The following is a 24,535-nucleotide window of genomic DNA, read 5'->3' as shown; positions in this document are numbered from 1 at the left end:
ACGCTGGACGTCGCGCAAGTTACCCCAGCGGCAGACAGGTCAACGGCGCAGGCTGCTGGTTGTGGACGACTACCGGCCTGGCGCTGAAGCCACGACGGTGTCGCTTTCCATGTCCGGATACGAAGCACAATTTGTCCTCAGCGGGATGGCGGTCATGGCCGCCATCAATGGCTGGACGCCGGACATAGCGGTACTCGACATTAACATGCCCGGCATGGACGGCTTTTCGGTCGCGCGGCTTCTGCGACAGCACGGCCCTACGCGGCACGTCACTATTGTAGCTTTTACCGCACAAGACGAATTTGCCGTTCGGGCGCATGGCATTGCGGCCGGGTTTGATGGGTATTGCAAGAAAGGCGCAACGCCTGAATCGTTGATGTATTTGCTCAAGCAACTGGCTTGTTAGCGGGGCCTCTTCCCACGTCGCGCGCGTAAGGACGGGCAACTCGCAACGAGACTGCTGCCGAACTGTGGACCGTACCGAATATGCCCCCGGACCGCGTATAGCCTTCCCCGCTAGTCATCGTTATCGTCCGGGTCCGGCGCGCCCAGCGACGCTTCGAAGTCGCGCACGGTCTTCGCGACGTGGCGTACTTCATCGCGGTTCTCTTCAGGCACGTATGGCAGCCCGAGGTAGGCGCTAACCGTGCAGCCAGCCAGCTGAGCGATCTGGATCTTGTCTTCGACCGGGAAATCGCCGTGCGCCATTTCCGTCAACGAAAGGCGCTTCGTGGCGAGCATCCACTGAATGATCGCATTCGATCGGAAGCGCTGTTTTCCATCGGCATCGGTTTCCAGCGTTTGCATCGGCTGATAGGCGATAAGTTCGAAGGTAGACATCGATCGGCTCTCCGGTTGAACGCGCCCGTCGGCGCTGTGGCGCTAAAAATAGCGTCACCACTCTGGTTGTCGCTGCGACGAGCCACGTGCTCGAGACCCCCTGGTCCAAAATTCAGCCTATTCGTACGTCGACGCGCCGCGTGTCCGTTGATACGCTTTCTATCGCGTCCAAGCTCCGGGCCCTCTGGGTCTGTGAATGGCCGACAGCGTTTTGGTCGGTCGAATGTGGTGAGGCATGGGTTCCACTGGAACGAAGTAAAGACGTAAAAGTTGATCGCGTTGACCTTGGACGCACGCTAGATCAACTCCTTTCCTTCTTAAACCGGTGAGGAGTTTGTATGGCACAGCAGTTCAACGAAGCAGCTTTGATCATGAAGGCGCTCGGCGAGTACGAGCTGAATTGGCGACAAAACCAATACAGCGCGACGCGTGAGCATTCCAAGGTTGCACACGGTGATGAGCATCCGTACGTCGTTCTTGCGAATGAAGACGGTGCTGTCGCTGTCTACCGCGTGGATCCGAAGACTGCGGCGTTGGAAGTGATCGAGGCCGCTGATTGGCCCGCTGAGGTTTTGATGCAGTAAGGTAATGCGGACGGCTCCTTCGGGGGCCGTTTCGTCTTGGGACAACTACCCCGGCTTTTTTTTACCGGGGTCGCAGTACAGACTACTTCGTCCCGTAAAAGCTCACCACTCACCGCCCACCGCGCGCTTGCGCACCGCTTCGACGCTATGGACGAGCGTCAGATTGCGCGCCCTCGCACGGATCGCTTCCGCCTTCTCACGGCGCCGACGCGCGACGTCGCAACGCCATTTTGCGAATGCGCCCGCAGCCACCAGCACCCCTGCGGCCGCCGCCACCACGACGGCCTGCAAAATCAGTTGCATCGTTCAGTTCCTGTTGATTGAGCGGACCAGATGATGGGGCGGACGGCGCGATTTATCCAGCCCTGCGGTGCTTTAAGCAGCGTCGACGACGTCGCGCTCGCGCTCGGTATGCACCAGTTCCAGACGCGGCGCGACGCTCGGCACGAGTTCCAGACTGACGGCGACGTTTTCACTGGCGACTGCCTTGGGCTTGGCTGAAGGACGACCGCGGCGTGACCGTGTTCCGCCGTTCTGGACGCGCACGTATTCCTTCACGAAGCGCACGCGATCGCCCTTGAAGAACATGGTGGGATTGACCCAGAAGCTCCCCACGAGACGAGGTGCCAGGAACCGCTTGTCGATGAGTTCGCGCAAGCCCTGGTTGTACGTGAACTCGCTCATGTCGGCTTCGACGCCACTCAGCTTGCCTTCGTACCAGTACAGCTCGACGGTCTCCGCGAAGCCGCCATGCATGGCAGTGTTCTGATAGACGTCGAGGACAATCTGAAAGACCCGGCCCCCGGTATGACTCAGCTGGTAGATGGCTTTGACGCCGGCGGCGAAGACTTTCACAAACTCGGCGTCGTCCTTTTCCTCGATCGTTACGATCTGGCTGATATGTGATACCTCGCCAGTTCCGGTATCGACGAGTTGACGCTCATGGCCGCTGCGAATCTTGCGGCGTTTGATCTGGATATCGTCAGGATTCAAGAGCGGATTGACGGTAGGCGAAAACTGCAGCCGGTTGAGCGCTGTTTTGGGCTTGTAGAGGCGAGGCATACCTTGCACTTTCTCCATTAAAAGTGCTTACTTTTTCGAGCACCGAGTGCAGGTTCGTCAAGCACTTTTCGCAAAAAAGTGCAAAGTTCATCGAGTACTTTTCGCGAAAAAGTGCAAGGTCAACAGGTTCACTTGACGCCGTCAACACGGTCAACCGCCCCGCCCGCTAAGACTCTGGGTGCCCATGCAGACTTGCACAGCCTGGCGCATGCCGAGCATTGATGGCAGCGCAATGTTTGGCCATCAATATGCGCGGCATTTTCGTCGGTGATGTCGACGTGTTGGCTGCGATCTGCTGCCTGCATGCGCGCACCGCGAGCATCGCCAGAAGACGCACGCTCGGACCATCCAGTGGTGTCCGCGAACCGCGTTTCCACTACCGTCGCCCATGAAAAACCTTGCACTTGTGCTAGGCAAACTTTGCACTAGTGCAAGGTGCACCCTAGGCGCGACAAGGGTTTGCGGCTAATTCCTTCTCACTCTGTATTTATGGATTAAACCCGAAGGGCTCGGCACGAAGCGTCGCGCTTGTCGGGAAGCCCAGCGCGGAGTTGATGAAGCCGGAATCTGACCGTGCCAAAACACAACTAACGGTCAGTCCCGGTCGGCGTCGACCACTCAGGGAACATCGCCCATTGACGCGCCGAAGTAGTACCCACACGCTTAAGCACCGACAACAGCCGCAGAGCTTGCATGGATGCCTGCGCAACCAACCAGCGAGGAAGAGAATGGGTGAAGCAAGACGCCGTGGCACACGTGAGGAACGCGCGAAGCGCGCCTCGTCAGAATCCGTGCGGGCTATCAGCGATATGGCCGTTTGGCCAGTCGACGAGGATCTGTTCGCTGATTGCATCGGGATCTACCTCGCGACGGCAGACACGGCGGCAGCAAGCCGTGTGTCGCGAATGGTGCATGCGGCGCGCTCCATGGTCGGGCACGCCGGCATTTCCTTCAATCAGGGGCTTAAATCCGTGGGTGTCCGCCTGAAGGCAGCCGGCATCGACGAAAGAACTATCTCTGCAATCGCACTCCGCCTGATGCACTTTGGCGATGTGCTTCGCGATGAAACGTGCGCAGCCCGCTGGATCGAGAAGGGAGACGTCGCGAATGACATCCGGATCGATGCAGCCTTGGTGCGCGCATGCGCCAGTGCGCGGATCATCGTGGACGCGGACGACTCGCGCTTCGATTTGAACGACGTGGTGCACGCGGCCACGCGTATTCAGTCTCGCATGGCCAGCGGCGAACCGGCCGAAGCTGTTCACTAAGCCTTGCCCCCGCGCCCTCTGCTCGGCGAAGACTCATCGAACGTTCGGCGAACACCCATCGAACGGCAAGTGACCGGCCGCGGGCAAACGCGCGAGCTGCCCGCAATTTGTCCGCATCGCATGCAGACATTTTGCGGGCGCGTTACATCGCTCGGAATACCGCGCACGCGCAGCGAGAAAACGCGAAGTGCCAGCGTGATCAGTAGGTAAAATGCGCGCGACACCTAGCGAAACACGACGCGATGAGCAAACGACCCGACGACCCGATTGACGACGAAAACCCCGAATGGACCGCCGAGGATTTCGCACGCGCGCGCCCGGCGTCCGAAGTGCTGCCCGAGATTGTCGGTGCCGACGTCGCGGAGCAATTAATGCGGCCAGCTGCCCGGTCGAAGCAGGATCCGGACTCGTAGACGCACCCCGTTCCGTCAAGGGCGCGCAGCGGCGAAGCGAACCCTTGGACGGGCTACCAACAAATACGCTTAAGGCGTGGGGTCGGGGGTAGCCTCATCATCCCCGATCCCCATGCCGACCTCGCACGCGATAGTGCCGACACCGACGCTTCTCCGACTAGCCTTGATCGTCAGGACGTTGCCGAAGATGTGCAGGGAACTTCTCGATGCGGTGCTCTTCCTCGTCCAGAATCCATTGGTGAGGTCCGTTGAAGTCAGTAAACCTCGCGATGCGTCCGCACGCATGGGCGAATGGGCCACTCTCTCCAATGAACGGGACATAGACGTGCGGATCGTCAACATATTCATCACCGATATCATCGATGTCCAAGATTCTTTCGAACGGGATGACTGCGACGACCTCGAGCCAAACGCGGTTTTCAGCAGGGAGTTCCTTCCATACCTGCAACGCTTCGGCGCGTATTGCGCTGTCAGTCTGAGGGGCCGACCACGGCGTCTCGCCGATCAAGTGAGCGGCTTCGTTGCAGCAGTACATCGCGTCCCAGCTTTCTCCATCATCGGCGAGGTAGGCGTAATGACGCCGGGTCAGGAACTCCAGACCATCATGGCAACGGCCGAGATACTTTCTCACGAACCATTGCGGTTGCCTTTCGAAGTTCGGTATCTCTTCGTGGTCGGGATACTGGATTGCGTCGGGCGAACGAAGCAGCACCGTGCTGTTCTCGACAGAATCGAGTAGCCGGTTCGCCTTGCGTTTCATAGCCAGTTTGGCACGCAGCTCCGTGCGCTGTGAACGCCGGCGAATGGTCAGTGACACGCGGAAGTATGCGAAGAGCAGCCCGTCATTCTCCGGCCGATACAGTCGATCCTCGATCTCAGCTTTGCCCCAGAGATACCATTCCTGCAATCCCATGGCGGCACACTTGTCGCGGAAGCGATCCCGTGCGGTCTTCGAGAAATCGCACGCGGCTGCGAAGATGATGCCGAGCAGAACCTCGCCATCGGCCAAGCGGATCTCGTCCAGGTACTGCAGTAGCTTCGTCGGGCCGATTGCACGTTCGCGCTTACATTGGACGAGCCAGAGGCGATCACCGGCGCCGACCACCACTGCTTCCTCGTCATCGATCTCGGACGCCGCGGGCGGTTCAGATTCGACAACCTCATACCCGCGCGCATCGAATCCATCGTCGGACCCGGCGCGACCAGTTGCCTCGAGGCGGCGCCATGGTTTGAAGTCATAGACCAGCTGGCGGATCAGGTCTTCGAACCGCTTCGGTTCAAGGTCTTCGAAGTGAAGCGGACCGATAGTGCGGGTCGCGAAAACCATCCAAACTCCTCATTCGTTGATTTGGACGCACAGAGTGCAACATTGCGTTATTTACCGCTGCGTTGCACAGGTTAAAAGCGCCTTGCGAGCATCTTCTCGATGAGTTCTTCGACGACTGAGTCCGGCATCGGGAATCCATCGAACACCTGATAAAGCGGGTGCACTACCGCCTTCACGTATTCAGCAATCGCGGCGGGTGCGGTATTGATCGGCACGGTAACTGTTGATGTCACGGTATCTTGCCGCGACGTGCGGGGATTGATATGACGTCCCGGATTCACCCAAGATGTGAGGACGCGATTTTTCAGGCCCATCCATCGAAACAGGAACTGAAGATTCGTCTGTTCGTCCACGCGGAGCGCCTTGGCGAACGCCAGGCCCACAGCGATCGTTTCGCCCACACGAAGAACCGGCAGGATTCCATCCAGTACGGTCATCGGAGTCGGTCCGCGAGGGCTAGGCGTAATGTCATCTTCGAGCGCCCGATAACTGTAGAAGCAACCATTCGGGCTTTGCCTCAGGAAGTCAATGTGCGTGAAGGTGGAGGGATCAAGCGCGACAATTAGCGTTTCCCATGCGCCATCAAGGACATAAGGTCGACGCTTCGGGTCCTGAAATTGACGGCTGCTAAGCCACACCGGCCATCCAGTAAGCGAGGGATTGCTCGCGCTCAGCAGGTTCGCAAACTCTTCGAGGCCGCCCTGCGACGGAACATGGCCGTCGACCACTAATGCTACGTCCCATGAGCCGTGCTCCGGGAGCCTTCCATTTTGTTCTTTGATGACAGTCTGGAAGCGCCCGAAGCCTTCCGCCATCACTTTGTCGAGACGCTCACGGATGGATTCCTGTGCTGAGGCGTTGCCAGCTAGTGTCATCGCAAATTCGCGAAGCGCGTTGGGATCGGCACCTACGAGGTGGCGACGGAGAAATCGGCCGATGTCTGCTTCGCGGTTGTTGAAGCAGATCTCGCTGAGTTCGTCCCAATCCTTGTACTGCGCTTTCGCCGTGCTCGGGGTGTTATTGCTGTTCAGCGTCCGGACATACGCCACATCACGTTCGACGAGAATCTTTCCGCCGTCGCCCGTCAGTTGCTGCTTTGCGAAAACGGGTGTGCGGACACCAGGCGGCACCACAATAATGGGATGGACTACATCGTCGCGTTCGACGAACTCGACCGCAATCTCGAACGCCTGCGACGCGTACTTTGTGACCAGCCCTTGTATCACATCGACATGGAAGGTCGACCGCACATCCGTCGGCGCGCTTTCTTTGTCGGCTGCCATTGTCTTGTCGTCGAACCCAATCACAAGATAGCCGCCGCCCCTATTCCGCAGCGCAATTGCTCCCTTGATGATCTTGGCTTGCCCAGCTGGGTCCGATGGCGAGATCCACGTCTTGATCTCAACGACCAGACTTTCGCCTGGCCGTTTGACCAACTGCTCAATGTGTTCCCGATTGATGTCTGCCATTTTCCGCTCGTTGATATTGATGCTCACTGCCTAAATGAACTGCTACGCATGTTCAAGTGCGTCCGCAAACTCATCCCAGAAGGTGATCGTCGCGCGGCCGTATGCGTGTAAGTCGTCAAGCGTGAGGTACAGGTCCTCGCCCGACATGGGACGATAGACGTGGCGCGTGAAAGTCGACGGCATCTTCACATGCCCCTGCGCGTGCTGCCAATCGAAGAGGTCTGGCCGACGCTTCTTCAACCGGTCAGCCGAATCGCCGTCAGCGTGCTTCACGGTGTTGGCCACCAGTCGCAGCTCGCTGATGGTCGACCAGCTCGACAGCTTCGTGATGTCCAAACCTTCCGCGCTCAGACGCTGCCGCAGCTCCTGCAGGGTCAGCAGCTCGTTGTCGTGCTCTTGCGCAGGATGCAGCACTTCCTTGCGGTGGAAGGCGAGCAGCTGCTGTTCCCATGTGTGATAGAGCATCGGTGCAAACGAATTGATAAGCGACTGCCTGACGGCGTGCATCCCCGCGTAATGGTCATAGCCCGCTTCGAACGCGGCGTTGGCTATCATCGACTCATCCACGTCTGGATCGTATGGCCCCGTGATCAGATCGTTCCACGTCTTTTCCTGAAGTGCGGTAGCTTCGGCGTCGATATCGTCAAACGCCGGCAGGACACGTTTCTCCAGCGCCTCGAGCACGCGCTCAAGGTGCGGTTGGAACGAGCTGCGGAAATACCGACGCCAGAACGGTGCGTTGTGCATTTCTGATTCCTTTTTCCCGGCGAGCACATTCGCGAGCGCGGCCATCTGGCGCCCCTTGTCGATGAAAATGATGCGTGCCAATTCGGAGATCTGTGCAGCGCGCCTCGGCAAGTCGTGCTTATCACTGGGTCCAACAGTGCCACGCTCCACTTGGCTCGTATCCCATTGCGTCCGCATGCCTGTCCACGTTTCGACCGACGTCCCCAGCCACGCGGCCAGTTTCACGGCGATCTCGGGCGTCACGCTCGCGTGGCCAGCCAGCAAGGCTATGAGAGTACTGTGCTCGATCTGCGCAGCTGCCGCGGCCTGCTCGATGCTCATACCGCTTGGGATCCAGTCGCGCAGCGCTTCGCCCGGGTGTGCGGGGTTATGCATCGTGCTCATCCGGATCAATGCATCGCCTTCAGCACCGCATAGACTTGCGGCTGGACGTTGTCGAGATACGCATCGACGGTGGCATCCTCAACGGCCAACGGGGCAGCCTGTGCGACCGTGTCGAGCGGCCAGCCTACTGTTGCAGCAGCTTCCGTGATCGCGCGCAGCAGCATCGGCAGCGCAATGCCGGGATACCGGGTGTCGCGCTGGCCAGTGCGTACCATGTAACGCACCAGCATCGGTGCGACGCCGCCCGTGGCCATCAGATCCATCGGGTCTTCAATAGCGCCAAGTTCAGCGTACGTCATGCGGCTGACCTGCTCCATCGTGTATTGCTCCATGCCCATCTCCTGATCGCGTGCGAACACCGTAAAAACACCAGCTCAATTTTGAGCTTGTAATCGAATCAATAAGTTACGCTGATGGCGGGAAAACGTCCCCGTCTTCGAACATCGAGCGGATCTCATCAGCATGCGCGGTATTGAAGTCGTCGGGCACAGTCATCCGCCCTTTCAACACACCCGCGCGAGCCACCAGTTCAGCGTGTGGTCGCCTGGCGCCTTTGCCGAACACGATGCGGATGGTTTCGTACGGCACGTACAGCTTGCCGCTCTCTGTCCGGTCGAGCAGCTCCAGCTGCAGCAGCGCACGGACATCTTCGGCAACCAATCGCACCGGCTGCTCCAGCTCACGAGCAAGGGCACGCAGACTCGTCTCGCCCATCCCCTGCAGCAGTTCGACCAGCTCCCAGCGATCTGGCGTCAGGTCATCGAACAATTGCGTCGCGGACGGATACGTGAAGTACGCAGTGTCGACGTCGGATCGGTCGCCATTCCATACCCGGATAGCGTGATCCTTCATCTCTTCGAGCATAGCTTCCGTATCGCGGCGCACGAGGATTGTGAGGTCCCTCATGAAGTCTTCTCGAGCCATCTATGCCCTCAACGCTGATCGGCCTTCAAAGTTGCGGTAGGCCTTCGCAGCGATCGCAAGCGCATGTTCGATCTCGAGCGGGTTGCCATCGGCGAAGGACAGATCGACGAACGCCCGTATCGTCTCTTCGTCTGTGAGGTGCATCGCCACATCAAAGTCGGCTAGTGCCGCTACTTTCGTCATGAACAAACCACGTTGCCTATCGCGGCGCCGTGTTGCCTGTACTACGCGCATCTGATTGATCCTTGTCCGGTGTGTGCTGCCAGCATGGTTAACTCGAAATCCGTTGTGAACACAAGCAAAAACGGATTATCGCTTGACGTAAACATGCCCGACAAGGCGCGCGCTAAACTAAATCGGCCCGGCGTCAACTGCTTTTCTGTCTCATAGGCAGGCTGCGGACGAGTTTCGGTTTACTCGAAATCCCCTGTAAATGCTGGCGATTTCTCCCGCTGGTTGACGGATGTTAAGCCCGTCAACGCCTTGTTAACAGAACCAACACGTTTTGCTGTTTACTTTGTTTACTTTGGTTGACGCGGTTAACAACGCTGCCCTGCCCGAGGTCCTGTGCACGGGATTGATACGAGTGTTTGAAAATGCGTTGTGGATGTTTACGCATTCTCGAAGAGTGGGATGTGCCGAGGTAAGGCGATGAAGGGGGAGAAGGCCTGCACATAGCCCGAGACGCGCGGGTGTACTTTACCTTTTGGCGGGAAAATTCGGCCACCCTAACCCGCGCCCTGTTTGCCCGCCCTGCTTGGGTCCGTTGACCGCGTGCTTGACGCTGTTGACTGGCCTGTTTACCGGCTTGACGCAGCCCTACGCGCGCTCGCGGCCGTGGGTAGAATGCGTGCCCTTCAACGCAGGAGATGCCATGTCAAACCCCGACGATGATCGCTCGAGCACCGACGACACGCCTCGCATGAGGCACAGCCACGCGATCAAGTGCCTGCCGGAGCTCGCGCCCCGCGACACCGCCTCGAGCAGCTGGGCGATCGAGCACGCCAGGTTCATCGCCGCAACGAACGCATTCGTAGAACGCCACGGACTGCCATTGGCCGAGTATCGCGACGAGCTGTGGTCTTCTCTGCCATCCCGTCAAGCCGACGAGTGACTGGCCATCCTTACAGCGTTTTGGGGTGACCGGATTCGACCGATACCATACATCCCCTCACACCCCTGACCGAAATATAACCCTCCCCGCATTCCGTACGTGACCGTAAATCATGGCTCGTTTTCGGACACGATGTAGGCGCGCACATCACGGTCCGCAGCCCCGTGTCGCGTGAGAGCCGGCGCGCGCAGTGCCCCTGCGCTCATGTACTGCGAAGGTCATGATTGGATAGGCCAGAATTGGGCACTGTAGTTGTTCAATCCTCGGGTGTAAGGATCAACCTTCGCCTGGAACGTTGGCGGGATCGCCGCTCCGCCCTCGCCCCTTCTCAAATATTCTCTGACCGAATCAAGTCCCAACCTCATTAGGTGCTCCCATTCGCGACGTAGCGTGTCCTGTCGATCCTGCTCCTGTTTGGTGGCGCTCGCCTTCCGTTTTGATGGCGGCACGGCGTAGGTCGGCGGTAAATCGACGTCGTAAGTGAAGGTTATGCTGCTGTGTGCCCATTCCTCCTCGATCGCACGGCGCCAGCGGCAGCTGACTCGCACAGTCAAGCGTTCCCTGAAGCGATAGGGCGGCGTGATTTGATCATCGACAAAGAAAAGCAGCCCTTCCTTCTCTTCCGTCTCCACCCGGTGCTTCATTTGCCGGACGGCATGCGCCAGCTCGATACCGGCTCTACGAGCGCGATTTTCCGTCTCAGCACGCTTTTTTGCCGCTTTGGCTCGGCCGTGCTCTGCCAACGCCTTCTCATACCCTCGAAGGCGTGCAGCGACGTACGCTCCGCAACTCTCGAGTCGAAGGATTTGCAAAGCATCCGACCGTTCCTCGCACAAGCACTCCTCGATGAGCTTGTCCAACACCTTGGTGTCAACCGCTTTCAGGACATCCTGCTCGCCACGAGGAATGTTGATCTCGCCCATACCTTACCCCTCATTAGTCATTGCGTTGATTGCGGCTTAATTGCCGAACTCTATGCTGTTTGAATGCGACAGTGACGCGCCATGGGGCCTCATTCGAGCACGCTGAGCGAATGCAATTAGTTAGACGCATGTGCGTTGGCTGCGTCGAGCATTTGTTGCATCGTAGCTTCGTCCTTCTGTATTCCGGCTGCAACCTCTGTGATTTCTCCTTGAACGATTCCCCTGGCGGCTTGGTAGGCCTTTTCCGCGTTACGCTCTCGATCACATTCCGCTAGGGCAGCGTTCGGCCAGTGACACGGACTCTGCGCAATCGCGGCTATTAGTTTGACCGCAAGTGCGTCTGACGTAGGCAAGAAAGCAGTTATCCGTTGGTGTACAGGCCCGAGGCAATAGGACGTACGATGAACCACCGCAATAAGTCGAAGCCGCTCGCATTTCTCTCGGGCAAAGGCGGGATTGCCCGCAGAAAGGGGCCAGCCTATCGGGTCATGGTGTTTGACACGCGAGGAACGTACCCAAGCGGCACGCAGTTCGTTCGATCGGGCTTTTTCTATGCTGACGAGGAAATCGCTTTCTCTGTGGTACGCGGTCGATCTTGGGATGAGATTCTCCCGGACGCGCCTTACTCGGAATTCAATTGGGCTTCGCCAGAGGAACTTCGCCTTATGGTGTCGCTTGTGCTATGCGAACGACGCGACGGTCCATACGCGAGCCTTTATCCAGTTGTTCGATATGGTCCGATACTCGACGTGAGCAAGCTTGACCTACGCGATCCAGCCACTGTGGTCAGGGTGCGTGAACTTATAGTCGAAACGGCTGAAAGCGCGAAAGGGCCATTTGGCCTGCATGCAAGGATCGAAGGCCTCCTTGGTAGGAAACATGATCTTGTAGACCCGAGCAGATATGGGTTCGATCGGCTCTCGGAAATTTGGGCCTCTCTAGGCGACGCAAGTTTTGTGTTTTTCCGAGGGGTGTACACACTAATCAAGGCCGATATGCTGAGCCGACACTATGAATTTTCGGAGGAGGCCATTGTGTCGCTCTACATCGCGCTCGAGGCTTCGTTCTCGTTAGTGCAGCGCCGCCTACGGGAATGTGGCAACAAGAACCCGACGGCGCACGATGCGGCAGTATGGCTGCACGAGCATTTTGATGCCCCGTTTGGCCTACCCGCTCCCGACGCAACGGAGAAGTACTTCGAGTCGTTCTACGAAGAGCGCATCATGACTATGCACCCCGCAAGCAGATACGGAGATATGCCATACGCACCGATTATGCACGACGATATTCCACACCTACGTCGGTCGTTGCGAGAGATCTTCGCTTACCTTCTGCTCAACGAGCACGGTCCCGACTATGAGGAGGACGTGGATGAGCACGTTAAGAGAACCGCGCGGTCGGCGGGTGCTTAACGGAACGGACCTGATCAACCAGTCATCTCGTGTCGCGTCAACTAATGTGACGCCATGTCTTCGCATCTTCGTCTGCAAAGCTCATTTCTATCGCATTGACTGCACGATCGCCAGTTTCCAGGAAGGCAATCAACGCAAGTCTCAAGCGCGTGCTGACGCATCAGGTACAATTACTTGCCGAAACGCGATTCGCGTCTCTCAGAGGTGGCCTCCTGAGACTGATGATGGCGGGCTGTGTCTATGTGATTGTAGGTCCCATTGGTTTTTATTGGGGATTCGTAATCTCAGAACTCATTGCTTTGCTGTCTTCAATTCGAAAGGGGGATTTGCATATGCTCAACAACTGGTGCTGCAGCGTTATGTCGTACGCAAAGTGCATTCTTGTGGACGCCGTCGCGTCTTGGGAGACCCACCTCCCTTACAGGCTAAGCCTGCTGATGAGCTTGCGAAATTCAAGCGAAAAGGATAAGAGAGAGTCCGGCGAGCCCGTCACGAGTAACATACGTCTGCGCACGCTCGCTTGACCGTCGCAGTGCCGACCCCGAACTTCTCAGCAGTTGCGCGTATGCTCGCGCCACGCTCTTCGCGCCACGCTTTAATCATCGCGTAGTCGTGGGAGCGTGCGCGTCCTTTGTAGTTTCCTTCGCGTTCGCCACGCCGCGACGCTGCATCTCAACGCGGTTCAGATAGTCCGCTTCGCCCTGCGCTGCCATGAATGCCAGCGCCGCATCGCGCGTCGCTTTCTCGATGGAGCCTTTGGCCTTTCCGTCGAACACCATCCCATTGAGCGCGCATTCGACACGCACTCTCTGTTCCATCAGTCGACGCATGGTCGCGTGTAGCTCGTCATAGCGGCGGCTGATACGATCCAGCCAGCGCACGATGAGGACGCCGCCGTGCCGCAGATCGTGCTCCGCTTTGCGCCGCTGTTGCCGAGCGTTCGGGGCCACGTGGTAGCCGCTGACGCCCTCATCAATGAAAACATCCTTTTCCTGCACACCGTGGACTTTGGGGGCCTCGTGCTGGCTTGCGGAGGACTGGCCATCCGTGGTGGATACCTGAGCATCGAGGTAGACGATGCGCTGGAGATGGCTGAGCAGACCGAAGTTTGATCGTTGGCCGGCGAGCGGACGCTTGCAGGCCATGAGCGGTCATTGAGCGCTATCGCTCGAACGACCGGTCCGAGTCGACTGCGGACTGCTGCCCGTCAAATCGATGTATACGTAGCATTTTTGCCGGACTTTTCCCGTTCGGCCAAAGCCAACGCTTGCAAATCAAGCGCAAATATATGCAGACAAGGCGACTGCCGCGCCCGACACCCCCGTCCAAATCTGTGTCTGGGTCGCACTAAAATATGACCAAGATGCATTGGTATGGTGGTAACTCACGGTCGCTGGTATCCTTCCACGAACACGCGACGGGGAAGATAATGCTACATTCGCTTGCCATTGACAATTTCAAAGCGTTTGGCTCGAGACAGACGGCGCATCTTGCACCTATCACGCTGATATATGGGCCAAATTCCAGCGGAAAGAGTTCTATAATTCAATCGCTGCTACTTCAAAAACAGTCGATCGAGTCGAAAATTAATGTTGGCATCAAGAAGAAATTCTTGGTTCCGAATGGTGCACATGTAGATTTGGGGCAATCCAAATCGATGCATCACGGGCATAATCTGGAGAAACCCATATCATTCGGTATGGATATTTCCGATTCCGCTTTTTCAGAATATTTCAACTCCCCAACCGAAGATGGTGATATTTATTCGGTTTTTGCGTCATTCAAAGATTTTGGCATTCTTGGAAGACGGCCGCTTCCTGAATTGGTTAAGGCACAGCTAGGTATAACGGACATACATAGGCGAGCTTTCAGTGTTGGGCTGCAGCGTGAGGCTCAAGAAAGTCCACCTTTGCTTTCCGATGTGGAAGAATTGATCAGTGGGAATCAGATATTTCGTGAAAATTTCTTTCGGTTCCGACGAAACGATGAGGTGGAAAAATTTTTACTGTTTTGCGAGGATCGCGCCACACGGCCTGTACGACATCGCGGTGAGGTGACAGGCCAAGACGCAATTTGGCTTGCGGAGCAGGGACGGGTTTCCTTTCGACCAATGATCAGTTCCGCGAATAGCACATTTCTCCCCAGCCAAATCCGAGGGCCAGAGAGCCGTAACGTCCGGGGTATCGACGAATATTCAACAGCGAGCAGAGTGCTCTTTACGATTGTGCGCGCGTACGAGCGCGCTCTTGGCTCAGTCTCATATTTGGGGCCGCTGCGATCCCGGCCAAAACGGGTGTACGAATACTCTCGGCAATTCACTAATAGCGTAGGCGTTAGTGGTGAATATGCAATTGATGCATTGGGTGAAAGGATCGACTCTGAAGGAATCGAGGTTGTATCCGATCGCGTCAATCACTGGCTTGAGAATTTTGAAATCCCTTACTTGCTTAAAGTCGACGAAGTTGGCGATGAGGTGCTTGGCGACATCGCGAAACTGATGCTAGTTGATAAAAGAACGGGTGTCACTGTGGCCGCAACTGACGTTGGCTTCGGAATAGGACAGATTTTGCCGATTATAATCGAAGGCATTTTAGCTGACCAAAGGCCAAGCAGAGTTGCGCCGCAACGGGTAATTTGCGTTGAACAACCAGAATTACATTTGCATCCACGACTACAAGCGCATATAGGCGACTTTTTTATTGAGACACATCGGCAAAACGGTTGCCAGTGGATCGCAGAAACCCATAGCGAGTCAATATTACTGAGAATTCAGAGGAGAATCCGAGAGGGATCAATTAATAGCTCGAATGTTTCCGTCGTTTTCGTAAATCCGACCGGACGTGCTGGATCAGAAATCTTGCAACTCCGCATGAACGAGTCCGGTGACTTCATCGACGAGTGGCCGGGAGGATTTTTCGAGGAAGGATTTCGGGAAATGTTCGGCTAAGAGGATCTATGCTTATAAAATTCGCAGTTGACCCCGAAGCGTTGGACGCAAGAAATCTCGAGCATTCGTTAGCGGTGGCACTCCATCGTCGCGTGATTGAATCGTGGCGCGAAGTCGGGATATTTGTTCATGCGGGCACGCGTCTGACGGAATCTCCATTCTTGGAGCACGTCGATAAATTGCCTGTCGCGTTAAAGTCCCTATGGATTAATGCCCTCAAAGCGAACAAGCGGGTCCCTTGTTCGGTCGAATGGGATGGTGACTTCGGTAACAGCCTTGAATCCCAGTTGGATGTTCTCGCTCGTATTGACCTCGCATTGCTGGAGTCTGCAAAAGTAACGTGCTACACAGACATAGGTGACGCTGAGCACAGCGCCTGCGTCCCTGCTTTCGGCGATGTTGAGCTATGCCGGTTTCACTCAGTTGAACAGTCAATTCGGTTGAATCAAGCCCGCGCAACTCAACATACCTCCCTGCTCAAAGACGCCAACAACGCGGATGAGTGGAGCAAGCGTTACTCCGCGTGGCTTCGAATCTGTGACAACGTGGTTGTCGTCGATCGATACGGAGCGCAAGACTATTTAAGAAGTTTTCGCGGTGCAGAGAAACCTGGTCTCACGAGAATGCTTGACACCGTTCACGCGCGCGGCAAATCCGCGCCCGCAAATGTCACCCTTTTCGTGGGCGATCCCAAGATATCTAGCGACGTTGCCGAATTTGTGGGAGAACTACGCAAATTTTCTGGCGATGGGATACGTGAAATTAAACTAAATCTGGTGGATGATCGGGTCTTCCGTCAACACGCGCACCATCGGTATATGAGATGCGACTACGCAGTATTCGGTATGGATAGAGGAATTGGGGCATTTTCCGGCGCGTTGGCTCATGCGAATTGTGTGCTCTGGCGAAGAGATCGAGCAACCGACTCAGTCTTTGAAAAGTCGGAGACGGAACTTCGTCACAATTCAAGTAAGTATCAGCTTTGAATGTTATGTTATGCCGAGTCGGTAAACATCAACTGCATGTGCCCTCGGCCAAAAGCGGTCACTCGGCAACACCTAGTCGAATGCCCGCTTTGGGTCGATAAGCGCTGTCACGTTACCTGTCAAGAGGCATTCAGAACCTAGATAATGAAAGGGACCTCCGCCGTAACCTCGGGACGGGGCAGTCCCTTTCACTCTCTAGCCCGCGACGGTTACGCGATATCGTTTAAATACTTCCAATAGCTTCGGTATATCAGCAGGGCCATCGGGAATTTCATCGGCAATGTCGGTAAATAACTGGGTGGCCAGAGAGCCGTTCCCGGGTGATTGCGGAACCTGCCCGTCGACACCGTAACGAAACACGCGTTGAGCGTGCGCGCACGCTCGTCGGGTTTAACGATAAAATAAGGATTATCAACGATTTATCTATCTCCAAAAAACTGCGTGTTCCCGGTATAGAGATCAGTGCACTCGGGAGCACCGAACCATTGATCGTGCATTATGTGGTCGCGATCAACGGCCGGGCCGAAGCAAATGCATTTCTGCTCAGGATAAATATCGGTTCGAATCCCGGCGTCAGTCTTTCACAAACCTACGATTCGGTTGGGCGATCCACCAGAAACACGGCCGCGACGAATCCGACCCCAGGTTCATGAGGGGAGCGCGGGCACGTAAGGGCTTTTTTCGGGGTTGCGTAGAGAGGCGGGCCATGGAGGCAATCTGCCCGGACTACGTTTTTTGATCGCAAATGGAATATCAGCTTTGCACAGTCTGTTATGTGACTGCGTTGGATGTCCTCTGAGAGTCTCGTATTGGGCGCGCGTCCCTTTGATCGTCGAGAAGTTCACGAAGGGGGGCGGTACCGTTCAAAACGTTTCGGGACATTCGAAGCGCATCCATTCCAGTTCGTCGGCCCCATTACGGTTGCGCCGGCGGCCGATAGAGTGCTGTACTCGCTGATTACACACTGGTCTTCGGCGAAGCAATTCAATGCAGTTAGTCGCGAACGAAGGAGAAGCGGCGTGCTTGCGAACTTCGATAACCCGCCTTTCATTGAACTACCGTTGGATGGCGACAGCGCAGATAGCCGACTAACCAGGGTCCCATGGAGCGTGGCACATGAATACGGTGTCATTCTCTATTGTCCGGCAAAGTTCAGGCACGCGCATGTCCGAATGAACCATCATTTGATCGGGATCGAGTTGGACCCGGGTATCGTGTCACTTCGGGTAGACGGCAGACCAGAGGTATCTACTATTCAGAAATCGAGAGGATTCTATTTTGTACCTGCGGGTTCATCTATCGAGGTACGAAAGGAAACGCCGATCGAATACATGCTCTTGACGTTCGACCCACGCTTCGCCAACTTCTTACCTCCTCTTCCTGGCCATGTGCTCGACGACATGGTGGACAGTGCCTTCACTGCTACCGCACTTGCACTTCGCCGGCGATTTCTCATGGGTGGTAGCGCTTTACAACTAGCTGTCGAACTGGCGCGTGTCTCGTTAGCGGCTCTATCGCAAGCGTACCAGACGGGAGCCTATCGAAAAGCGTTGATGCTGCCAGGCTGTTGGCTCAATGCGACCCGCATTCGTCGAGCGCTCTCTTTTATTGATGAGCATCACTCCAGCAAAATTACGGTTGAGGACATTGCGTACGCCGTGGGGAACATCAGTGCGAGTCATTTTGCTTACGCGTTCGAGTCGACCCTGGGGCAGTCGCCGCACCAATACGTCCTTGAACAGCGCGTTCGCCGCGCTCGGGAGATGTTGACACATGGGTTGAGCAGTATTGCGGAGGTTGCGTATGCTGTCGGATTTTCGAGCCAGGCCCATATGACGAGCATCTTCACTCGACGACTTGGGGTCACCCCCGCGCGGATCCGGACATCTGCTGCCCGCCTGAGTGGGTGACACCGCGACGCTTGCGAAGGAATCAGCTCAGAGACGCCAAGTGGGAAATAGCAAGTCCCCGATCGGGCCCGTGCTCGGGCCGGCGGCTGGGCACTGCTGCGCTGTTATTGCAAACGCGCTGCTAACGTTCATATCCATCGCTGCTCGCCAATCTAAGCAGTTGATCGTGGTTTTGTGAAAGACACGGTATCCGAAGATAGGAAACGATAATACTCCACGGTAGTCGCACTGCATACGGTCGCAGAGCGACTTCTATCTGCACTGGGCCGCGGCACGCATCGACGCGGGCGGTGTGCTGATCACCGGCCTTCCATACGACCCGGCCGTACCATGCGGCGGATTCAAGCAATCGGAAATCCGTCGCGAGCTTGGCACACTGGGACTGGAAGCGTATCTCGAACCGAAATCGGTGTTGGGAATCAGGTGGCGTGATTCAGTGACGAGCGAAACCCAGCACAGATTGAATTGTGTGAGTCAACGAAAACGCTACATGGAACATGGAGTACTCGTGGCGAATGAAGAACCGATTGGCGATGATCAAGTGCGCGCAGTGGCCGAGCGTGCCAAGCTGGTCATCTATGCGACCGCGCGTCCGATCGGCCGCCTGATGCACGACGTAGAAAACATTAGCAGGTTTGACGGTCCGGGCATACTTACGCCGCAACTGCGGTTGGCACTGGCTTCCCCCCCCCTCCTGCCGGCATCCGCGGAGATTCTTGACGCTGCGTCCCGTGTTTATGGTTGGGGGCTTTTCAACGACCCTTTCCGGTTGCTACTTGGTTCGATGGCACTGTTAGGCCCCATCGCCGCCGCGGAGTCCTTCATCCTGCTAATGGATGACTCGAACCTCACAGCAGAACTGCGCGAAATTGGTGATGCCTTTGGGTCGGTGTTCGAGCGACATCGTGGCTTCTTTCTGGCGCGAACACGCGCAACGCTCAGGCCGTACCGGAAAGACCCAAAACAGTGTCGATGACGGTCATACATAGCGATGCCGGGGCTTCAGTACCAATTCCGCCGCGCGATGCGCAGAGCAGGACACAGTGGCGGCCGTGGCGTGATCTCGACACACGAGCTAGACACCAATAGGAGTCGAACGACGACGAAGAAGCAGCGCATCACTTCGCGGACGTTCCGCTCCAGCCTCACGACGAAGTTGGGATGATCGACTAACCACGGTGCAACCTTTCGGTTCAGATCGTCGATAAAAAGTACTGCGGCACCCGCTAGCCATGCGAGCTGCTTAAGCGTCTCCCCCCAAGTGTCCGGTGCTGCGGTGCTTTTGAACAGCGTGAGGACGTTTGCAGAAGCGCGCTGTACGCCCGGAACGGGTCGCGTGCTGCCAGCCGCCGCCCACGAGCGAATACGCGATATTTGCTTTGCGAATTCGCATCGGACCGCGTCCGGGCAGAAGCCGCCCTCTGCCATCCATGCAGCCCCATTGACTGATGGGTATCTCCATGGCTATTCGATTTAGCCATTCTCTATTGTTTGGTGCGAGTTGCGCGACGCGGACTCGACGACATCGTCCTGTCTCGGTCGGCTGGGGATCGCCTCGCGCTTTGCCCAGCGTTGGCCGCCATTTTGGCCTCCGATCCGAGGCGTGGCGTAAGATCGAGTACACGCGCCACGACTCTGGCGTCGCCCCCAAGTCTACGTTGCGCCGCTTGTGCCGTCTCCTTCAGGAGTTCCTCAAGCTGGAATCGATCGATTCGGGCCTTCGTGTCGGGGTGTTGCCAGCGCTTATTGGGATCGGCGACTGTAACGAGCAGGCAACCTGTTCTCGCGAATTTGTGCGCCATATATTTTTGGACAAGCTGGTCCTCAACAGTGTCTCGCAACTCCTTGGCAGAGCGCTGCTTCTCACCAATCTTCAGCTCGATAGTAGCCTGATGACCGGAGACGGATCGAAGACGAATATCCGTTTCTTTACCGTCGACAGTGACGGCCTCTTGATCTACAGTATACGCATTCCGCGCTGAAATTTCGATCTCGCGAGCGATCGCGGGACGAAGCGTGTTCTCATCGGCCACCGTCGCCCACGCACCTCGCGGCCCAGTATCCCGTAGCATCAGCTCCTGCAAGTCATCTAGTCGGTCAATCAGTATTTGCGCCATGTCAGTCCCTGTCTTCGGCGGAAGTTCTTTCCCTTCGAACATTCTAGCCAGCTCAGAAGCGTCAAAGACGGCCGTGTCAAGTTCCGACGCAAGGCGCTCCTGCGCGAGCGCGGCGATGCGGTCCTGCAGATGGGCGAATGGAGGGTGTGCCGCAAGTATCAACTTGGTACGCATAGCTTCAGGTCCAGCAGCCTGCATGAGCGCGTCGAAAACATACCGTCGGCCGTTCTCGGCGAAGTCTCTGGAGTCAGGTGTGTACGCGTCCTCGTGTTTGCTGTCTTCTTCTGGCTGGACATGCCGATAGATAGCAACAGTTAGTCTCAGCAGCGAGTCGGGTGTCAGCGTAGTACGCCAGTCTTTAGCGCCCTTCGAACGCCGTTCATTGAAGATGCTTCCGATCGCTTTTACGGCAACGCCGTCTCTCTGAACGGGCAGTCGCTCCAGAAGGTGAAGCAATCTCTCCACACCTCGCTGCGGATTGAGGGAGCAAAGCACTGGTAGCCAGAAAAACAGAAAGAGACCGTGGCCGACAACGTCGAGTTGCGAAGCGGCGAGGCTTTCTAACGTACCGCGCACCGTTTGATCGCCGTGAGCAAGGAGAACCCCCACAACTTGATCGAGCTTGCGCTCGTTGTCAGTCTCATGAGGGCGCTGCATCAGCTGATTGCCCGGCCCGGCGATCCAACGCATAAGTCGTGCTTGCATGAGGGCGGCAAGTTCCACAGGGCCATACAACAGTCCTTGTAACACCGTCGAGTACCAACCGTTCGCACCATCCATCGCAGCGAGATCGTCGTCAACTTCACTCCCGATGACGTTCTCCACCTGCGCCCCATGAGCTGCGACGAGACTCGCGGTCCACTGCGGAAAGCCGTTCAGTTCAATTAATGCATATCGTGCTGCGAGTTCAGCGTCGTTACCAGTCAGCTTTTTCGCCCATTTCTGATCTTCCGCTTCCGCGTAGATGCCCATTAGACCGATAGTCCAGACAATGAGGTAGGTATGCTTTTCCTCTGGCTTGCGCTCACTGCGGATAGACGGCTTCAAATTCCGCCAGTAGGATATCAACGCGCGTCGAATTGCATTTGTCGAACTCTGTCCAAAATGCTTCTCGAGGAAGGCTCGGTCCCACCGTAATTGCTGGCTTCCGGACCGTGCCTTGCGGAGGGCAATGGACAGGTCCCACATTGTCGAATTCACGCGAGCCGGCGCTAATGCTAGAGCAGGACGAGTTGCGAGCTCATTCCAGAACGTTAGCCACTCGTTCCGCTGCGCTGCGACCTTTCGCTCTTGGCGTTCTTGTCGCTTGCGATCCTCTTCCCGTACCTTGAGTGCTGCCTCGTTTGAACTGATAGCTTTGACCCGCTCGCTCCATGCACTCGTAAGAGTCGGCGAATCCAAGACCGCACGGCCAATGGCAGCAAAATCCGCGTCGCTGTCTGTTCCTGTTGCCGATATCCATATCAACAGTTGCAGAAGTGCTGCCCGCAGGTCGGCTGCTTGCTCAAGTCCCGCTAGTGCGTCTAGCGCCCAGCTCCAGTCCCGCTCACGATCGTACGAGAGCGCTCCGCCCAATAAAAGACGTCCGCTCCTGAATTGGGCGCTACGTTTTGCTTCAAGCATAGATAGCCAGGTATAGTCCGCCTGGAATATTTGTCGTCTCAAGGCGACTGGCAGCTTGTCGAGAAGTACACGAAGGGCGTCCCTTTCGATTCGGACGTCAGCGTCCGCGCCCCCGGTCCTCAGCGCAAGTACAGCCGCCTCGATTACTTCTCTGGTAGAGATACCATGCTCGATCAGGCGTTTGCATAAGGTGTGCACGATTTTCGATACGTCGTGACGGCCCGATTGAACGACAATTTGCATGTTCTCGTTTTCTTCGCAGCTTTCTCGCGTCATTGATACCACCGCCGGCAGCAACGTACTGAGACGATCTGTATCGAGGTCGGCCGATTCAAGTAGGTAAGCTAACCTAGACGTAAAGCTGTCGCCTCGACGCTTCCGGGGCGGCACTTTCTTTAGTACCTCAATCAACTGCTCATCACTAATGTGTTCCGGATAAAGGACGGTGGCAATCCATTGGACGATCTGACCGGGCCATCCGTTTCGGGAGTCGATCGCGGCGTTGATGAGCGATTCAAACCGAACATCGTCGCAACGAGCAAGAGCGACTAACGCTTCGAATCGTTCGCTGTCGGTTCGTTTTGTATCGATGGCAACAGAGAAGGCCAGATCGACGCATCTTCCAAGTCGACCGGCTGCCACGAGCTTAAGCAGCAGTTCGCACACTTCCGGGTTCTCAACATCCATGCACCACGCGGACAGAACGGCATCCGAGAGACTCGGCCGCGCCAAGCGAGTCACCTGGAGATGCGGTACCTCAAGGCCACGCCACTGCCCCTTTCCGTAGCGTTGAACAAACGCCAGTAACGCGCGCTCTCTTTCCAAGTCTGAAAGAGACTCAGGATCTCCGTACGCGAGCAATGTACCAGGTTCGACCGTCAGGACAGCATCGAACATGTCCTGACGAAGCAGGCCGAGCCATCCTGCAACGGCTCGCATCGAAGGTTTCAGAATTCCCTCGTTCGTGCCAGTCAAGCCAAAAATTAATCGTTTGGCAGCGGAGATTGAAATTGCGCCTGACTCAATTAGGGTATCGATGTAGCGTGCGGCCAGATATTCCATTACCGAACGATGGTGCAGGCGGACGCGTCCATATCCGCCTTCCGAAAAGAGGGGGCGCTCCAGCAGCGTCGCGATTTCGTGCGTGTTCCACGCCGGGAGCAGCACACGTGGATCGATCGCTGGATCTCCCGAAGCTTCCAGGTCGGCGCCGACACTGTATCGAATGGTCAAACGCCTCCCGAGAATGTTCGCCAGAGCGAGTCGCTGTGCCCCATCAAGTGCCTTGTTAATCGAGATTTCGGCTTTCTCCCTTCGATCAGGTCGCGCCGCTAGCTGTGCACGCACGTGGCTTTTGACCTGCTCAAAATGAGCGCGTATCTCTCCATGTGTACGCCAATCGTCACAGAGTTCGATGAGATCTTGCGGCCTGCGGGCAAAGTCGCGCGCGTGTCGCGCATCAATGGCCAACATCAAAGCTTCGGGAGACGCTACTCCTTGACCGCGCGAAAATTCCATGATTTCGCGATCCGTAAGTGGCACGAGTTCGACTTCGATGTATAGCGCAGGCGACGCAGCTTTCTTGGCCTCTGTAGAGTCAAGCACGATACTTACAAACTCGTCGCCTGCAGAAACTGCGGTTGTTGCTTGTGGTACGGGAAGGATTTCCCTAAACGCCATTCGATCGATTGCTACGGGCCGAGATGTAACAACTACGACTGCTCGCCCCAGTGCGCCGTCGAGATCGTGCGCCAGTCGGAGCAGAGCACCTTTGAAGGAACCGTGAACGAGTTGCAGTTCATCGATGGAGTCTAGGAAAAAATATCCGGTCTGAGACGATGAAGCCAACCATTGTTTGAAGCGATCGAGATGGGGCCCGTAGAGCATGGACGGCACGCCGCTTGTTCTGATGTGCTCAAGCGGAAGGAAGAACGCGGGTTCGCCTTTGTCGAATAGGGAGATTGCCTGCTGCTCGCATTCGTGGGACTTTCCAGCCCCTGCTTCCGAGATCAGCAAAATTCGCGGAATGTTGAGAAGGTCGGACCAGCTCATGGGATTGGCTCTGAAATACCGGTCCCATGATTCACCCGATTGGTCGGTCGCATGATCGGTATTTCGAATTTCTCTAAAAGTTCGATTCATCTTGTACGCGCAGGACATATGGACTGCCGGATCGTTTGCTCATTGAGGCAAGTTGCTTCGAGTGGTGCGACGCGAGCCCAATTTGGCGTCATTTAGCCCCGGACAGCAGCTGTCGTCCGATTGTTGGCATGCTACGCAAGAGTGCGCACCAAGACTAGATCATTCAAGGACCACGTTGAGTGGTGATATGCGAGGTGCATGAATGAATGACGCCAGTAGCGAACCAGGTAGTCGCGCGATGAGGCGCATTTCGGATCATGAACGGCGCTCGTTCGGCTCGAGGCGCCTGAAGCTCGCCACGGTCTGCGCGCACTTGCGGGAGGCATGCTGATTCTGATATGTG

General features: G+C 56.5%; 22 protein-coding genes and 1 pseudogene. 11 read left to right on the top strand and 12 right to left on the bottom strand.

All coding sequences use genetic code 11. The features are described 5' to 3' along the window. Positions 1 to 61: 61 nt before the first annotated feature. Complete coding sequence (locus ACYVNQ_RS04680; RefSeq protein ID WP_460901110.1) at positions 62 to 406, top strand: response regulator; 345 nt, start codon at positions 62 to 64, stop codon at positions 404 to 406. Between the two features lie 110 nt (positions 407 to 516). On the opposite strand, the gene ACYVNQ_RS04675 is transcribed toward ACYVNQ_RS04680, so the two are convergent. After that, entirely contained in the window at positions 517 to 840 is a 324-nt protein-coding gene (locus ACYVNQ_RS04675) for a hypothetical protein (protein WP_460901109.1), read from the bottom strand. Between the two features lie 338 nt (positions 841 to 1,178). Here ACYVNQ_RS04675 and ACYVNQ_RS04670 point away from each other — a divergent pair, with 338 nt between their 5' ends. Then, positions 1,179 to 1,424 carry a hypothetical protein gene (locus ACYVNQ_RS04670; protein WP_460901108.1) on the top strand — a complete coding sequence of 82 codons (246 nt, stop codon included), beginning with the start codon at positions 1,179 to 1,181 and terminating at the stop codon, positions 1,422 to 1,424. Between the two features lie 102 nt (positions 1,425 to 1,526). Here the strand turns inward: ACYVNQ_RS04670 and ACYVNQ_RS04665 are convergent, their stop codons facing one another. Then, positions 1,527 to 1,727: a hypothetical protein gene (locus tag ACYVNQ_RS04665; protein ID WP_460901107.1), complete on the bottom strand. Its 201-nt coding sequence runs from the start codon at positions 1,725 to 1,727 to the stop codon at positions 1,527 to 1,529. A 72-nt stretch (positions 1,728 to 1,799) separates the two neighbouring features. After that, positions 1,800 to 2,486 (bottom strand): replication/maintenance protein RepL, encoded by a 687-nt coding sequence (locus ACYVNQ_RS04660; protein WP_460901106.1) that lies wholly within the window; start codon positions 2,484 to 2,486, stop codon positions 1,800 to 1,802. 728 nt (positions 2,487 to 3,214) lie between these two features. On the opposite strand from ACYVNQ_RS04660, the gene ACYVNQ_RS04655 reads away from it, so the two are divergent. Both ACYVNQ_RS04655 and ACYVNQ_RS04650 read left to right on the top strand, forming a co-directional pair. Further along, positions 3,215 to 3,754 (top strand): hypothetical protein, encoded by a 540-nt coding sequence (locus ACYVNQ_RS04655; protein ID WP_460901105.1) that lies wholly within the window; start codon positions 3,215 to 3,217, stop codon positions 3,752 to 3,754. A 242-nt stretch (positions 3,755 to 3,996) separates the two neighbouring features. After that, positions 3,997 to 4,167 carry a hypothetical protein gene (locus ACYVNQ_RS04650; protein ID WP_460901104.1) on the top strand — a complete coding sequence of 57 codons (171 nt, stop codon included), beginning with the start codon at positions 3,997 to 3,999 and terminating at the stop codon, positions 4,165 to 4,167. Between the two features lie 157 nt (positions 4,168 to 4,324). On the opposite strand, the gene ACYVNQ_RS04645 is transcribed toward ACYVNQ_RS04650, so the two are convergent. From ACYVNQ_RS04645 to ACYVNQ_RS04620, 6 genes are all read right to left on the bottom strand, one after another. Then, the gene (locus ACYVNQ_RS04645; RefSeq protein WP_460901103.1) at positions 4,325 to 5,494 is read right to left on the bottom strand and encodes a hypothetical protein; all 1,170 of its coding nucleotides are present in this window, start codon (positions 5,492 to 5,494) and stop codon (positions 4,325 to 4,327) included. A 71-nt stretch (positions 5,495 to 5,565) separates the two neighbouring features. Next, positions 5,566 to 6,963, bottom strand: a complete 1,398-nt coding sequence (locus ACYVNQ_RS04640) for an AlbA family DNA-binding domain-containing protein (protein WP_460901102.1) — start codon at positions 6,961 to 6,963, stop codon at positions 5,566 to 5,568. A gap of 42 nt (positions 6,964 to 7,005) precedes the next feature. Then, positions 7,006 to 8,085, bottom strand: coding sequence for a HigA family addiction module antitoxin (locus tag ACYVNQ_RS04635; RefSeq protein ID WP_460901101.1), 1,080 nt, complete (start codon positions 8,083 to 8,085; stop codon positions 7,006 to 7,008). Between the two features lie 14 nt (positions 8,086 to 8,099). Then, positions 8,100 to 8,426 carry a hypothetical protein gene (locus tag ACYVNQ_RS04630; RefSeq protein ID WP_460901100.1) on the bottom strand — a complete coding sequence of 109 codons (327 nt, stop codon included), beginning with the start codon at positions 8,424 to 8,426 and terminating at the stop codon, positions 8,100 to 8,102. A 73-nt stretch (positions 8,427 to 8,499) separates the two neighbouring features. Then, positions 8,500 to 9,018, bottom strand: a complete 519-nt coding sequence (locus ACYVNQ_RS04625) for an HVO_A0114 family putative DNA-binding protein (protein ID WP_460901099.1) — start codon at positions 9,016 to 9,018, stop codon at positions 8,500 to 8,502. Next, positions 9,019 to 9,201 (bottom strand): helix-turn-helix domain-containing protein, encoded by a 183-nt coding sequence (locus ACYVNQ_RS04620; RefSeq protein ID WP_460901098.1) that lies wholly within the window; start codon positions 9,199 to 9,201, stop codon positions 9,019 to 9,021. Between the two features lie 691 nt (positions 9,202 to 9,892). On the opposite strand from ACYVNQ_RS04620, the gene ACYVNQ_RS04615 reads away from it, so the two are divergent. Next, positions 9,893 to 10,132, top strand: coding sequence for a type II toxin-antitoxin system CcdA family antitoxin (locus ACYVNQ_RS04615; RefSeq protein WP_460901097.1), 240 nt, complete (start codon positions 9,893 to 9,895; stop codon positions 10,130 to 10,132). A 218-nt stretch (positions 10,133 to 10,350) separates the two neighbouring features. Here ACYVNQ_RS04615 and ACYVNQ_RS04610 read toward each other — a convergent pair whose 3' ends face one another. After that, positions 10,351 to 11,055: a hypothetical protein gene (locus ACYVNQ_RS04610; RefSeq protein WP_460901096.1), complete on the bottom strand. Its 705-nt coding sequence runs from the start codon at positions 11,053 to 11,055 to the stop codon at positions 10,351 to 10,353. Positions 11,056 to 11,456: 401 nt separating this feature from the next. Between ACYVNQ_RS04610 and ACYVNQ_RS04605 the strand changes: the two genes are divergently transcribed. Next, complete coding sequence (locus ACYVNQ_RS04605) at positions 11,457 to 12,467, top strand: hypothetical protein (RefSeq protein WP_460901095.1); 1,011 nt, start codon at positions 11,457 to 11,459, stop codon at positions 12,465 to 12,467. A 489-nt stretch (positions 12,468 to 12,956) separates the two neighbouring features. On the opposite strand, the pseudogene ACYVNQ_RS04600 reads toward ACYVNQ_RS04605, so the two are convergent. Next, positions 12,957 to 13,546, bottom strand: a pseudogene (locus ACYVNQ_RS04600) (recombinase family protein). Positions 13,547 to 13,896: 350 nt separating this feature from the next. On the opposite strand from ACYVNQ_RS04600, the gene ACYVNQ_RS04595 reads away from it, so the two are divergent. From ACYVNQ_RS04595 to ACYVNQ_RS04575, 5 genes are all read left to right on the top strand, one after another. Then, positions 13,897 to 15,414 (top strand): AAA family ATPase, encoded by a 1,518-nt coding sequence (locus ACYVNQ_RS04595; RefSeq protein WP_460901094.1) that lies wholly within the window; start codon positions 13,897 to 13,899, stop codon positions 15,412 to 15,414. Positions 15,415 to 15,422: 8 nt separating this feature from the next. After that, positions 15,423 to 16,400, top strand: coding sequence for a hypothetical protein (locus ACYVNQ_RS04590; protein ID WP_460901093.1), 978 nt, complete (start codon positions 15,423 to 15,425; stop codon positions 16,398 to 16,400). Positions 16,401 to 16,720: 320 nt separating this feature from the next. Then, positions 16,721 to 17,053, top strand: coding sequence for a hypothetical protein (locus tag ACYVNQ_RS04585; RefSeq protein ID WP_460901092.1), 333 nt, complete (start codon positions 16,721 to 16,723; stop codon positions 17,051 to 17,053). Between the two features lie 366 nt (positions 17,054 to 17,419). Then, the gene (locus ACYVNQ_RS04580) at positions 17,420 to 18,310 is read left to right on the top strand and encodes a helix-turn-helix domain-containing protein (RefSeq protein ID WP_460901091.1); all 891 of its coding nucleotides are present in this window, start codon (positions 17,420 to 17,422) and stop codon (positions 18,308 to 18,310) included. 292 nt (positions 18,311 to 18,602) lie between these two features. Beyond that, complete coding sequence (locus ACYVNQ_RS04575) at positions 18,603 to 19,286, top strand: hypothetical protein (protein WP_460901090.1); 684 nt, start codon at positions 18,603 to 18,605, stop codon at positions 19,284 to 19,286. 508 nt (positions 19,287 to 19,794) lie between these two features. Here ACYVNQ_RS04575 and ACYVNQ_RS04570 read toward each other — a convergent pair. Beyond that, entirely contained in the window at positions 19,795 to 24,102 is a 4,308-nt protein-coding gene (locus ACYVNQ_RS04570; protein ID WP_460901089.1) for an NACHT domain-containing protein, read from the bottom strand. Positions 24,103 to 24,535 lie beyond the last annotated feature (433 nt).

Source organism: Paraburkholderia jirisanensis, from assembly GCF_054782355.1.
Note: the sequence above shows the minus strand (reverse complement) of the source record. Positions and strands in the feature narration are given on the sequence as shown.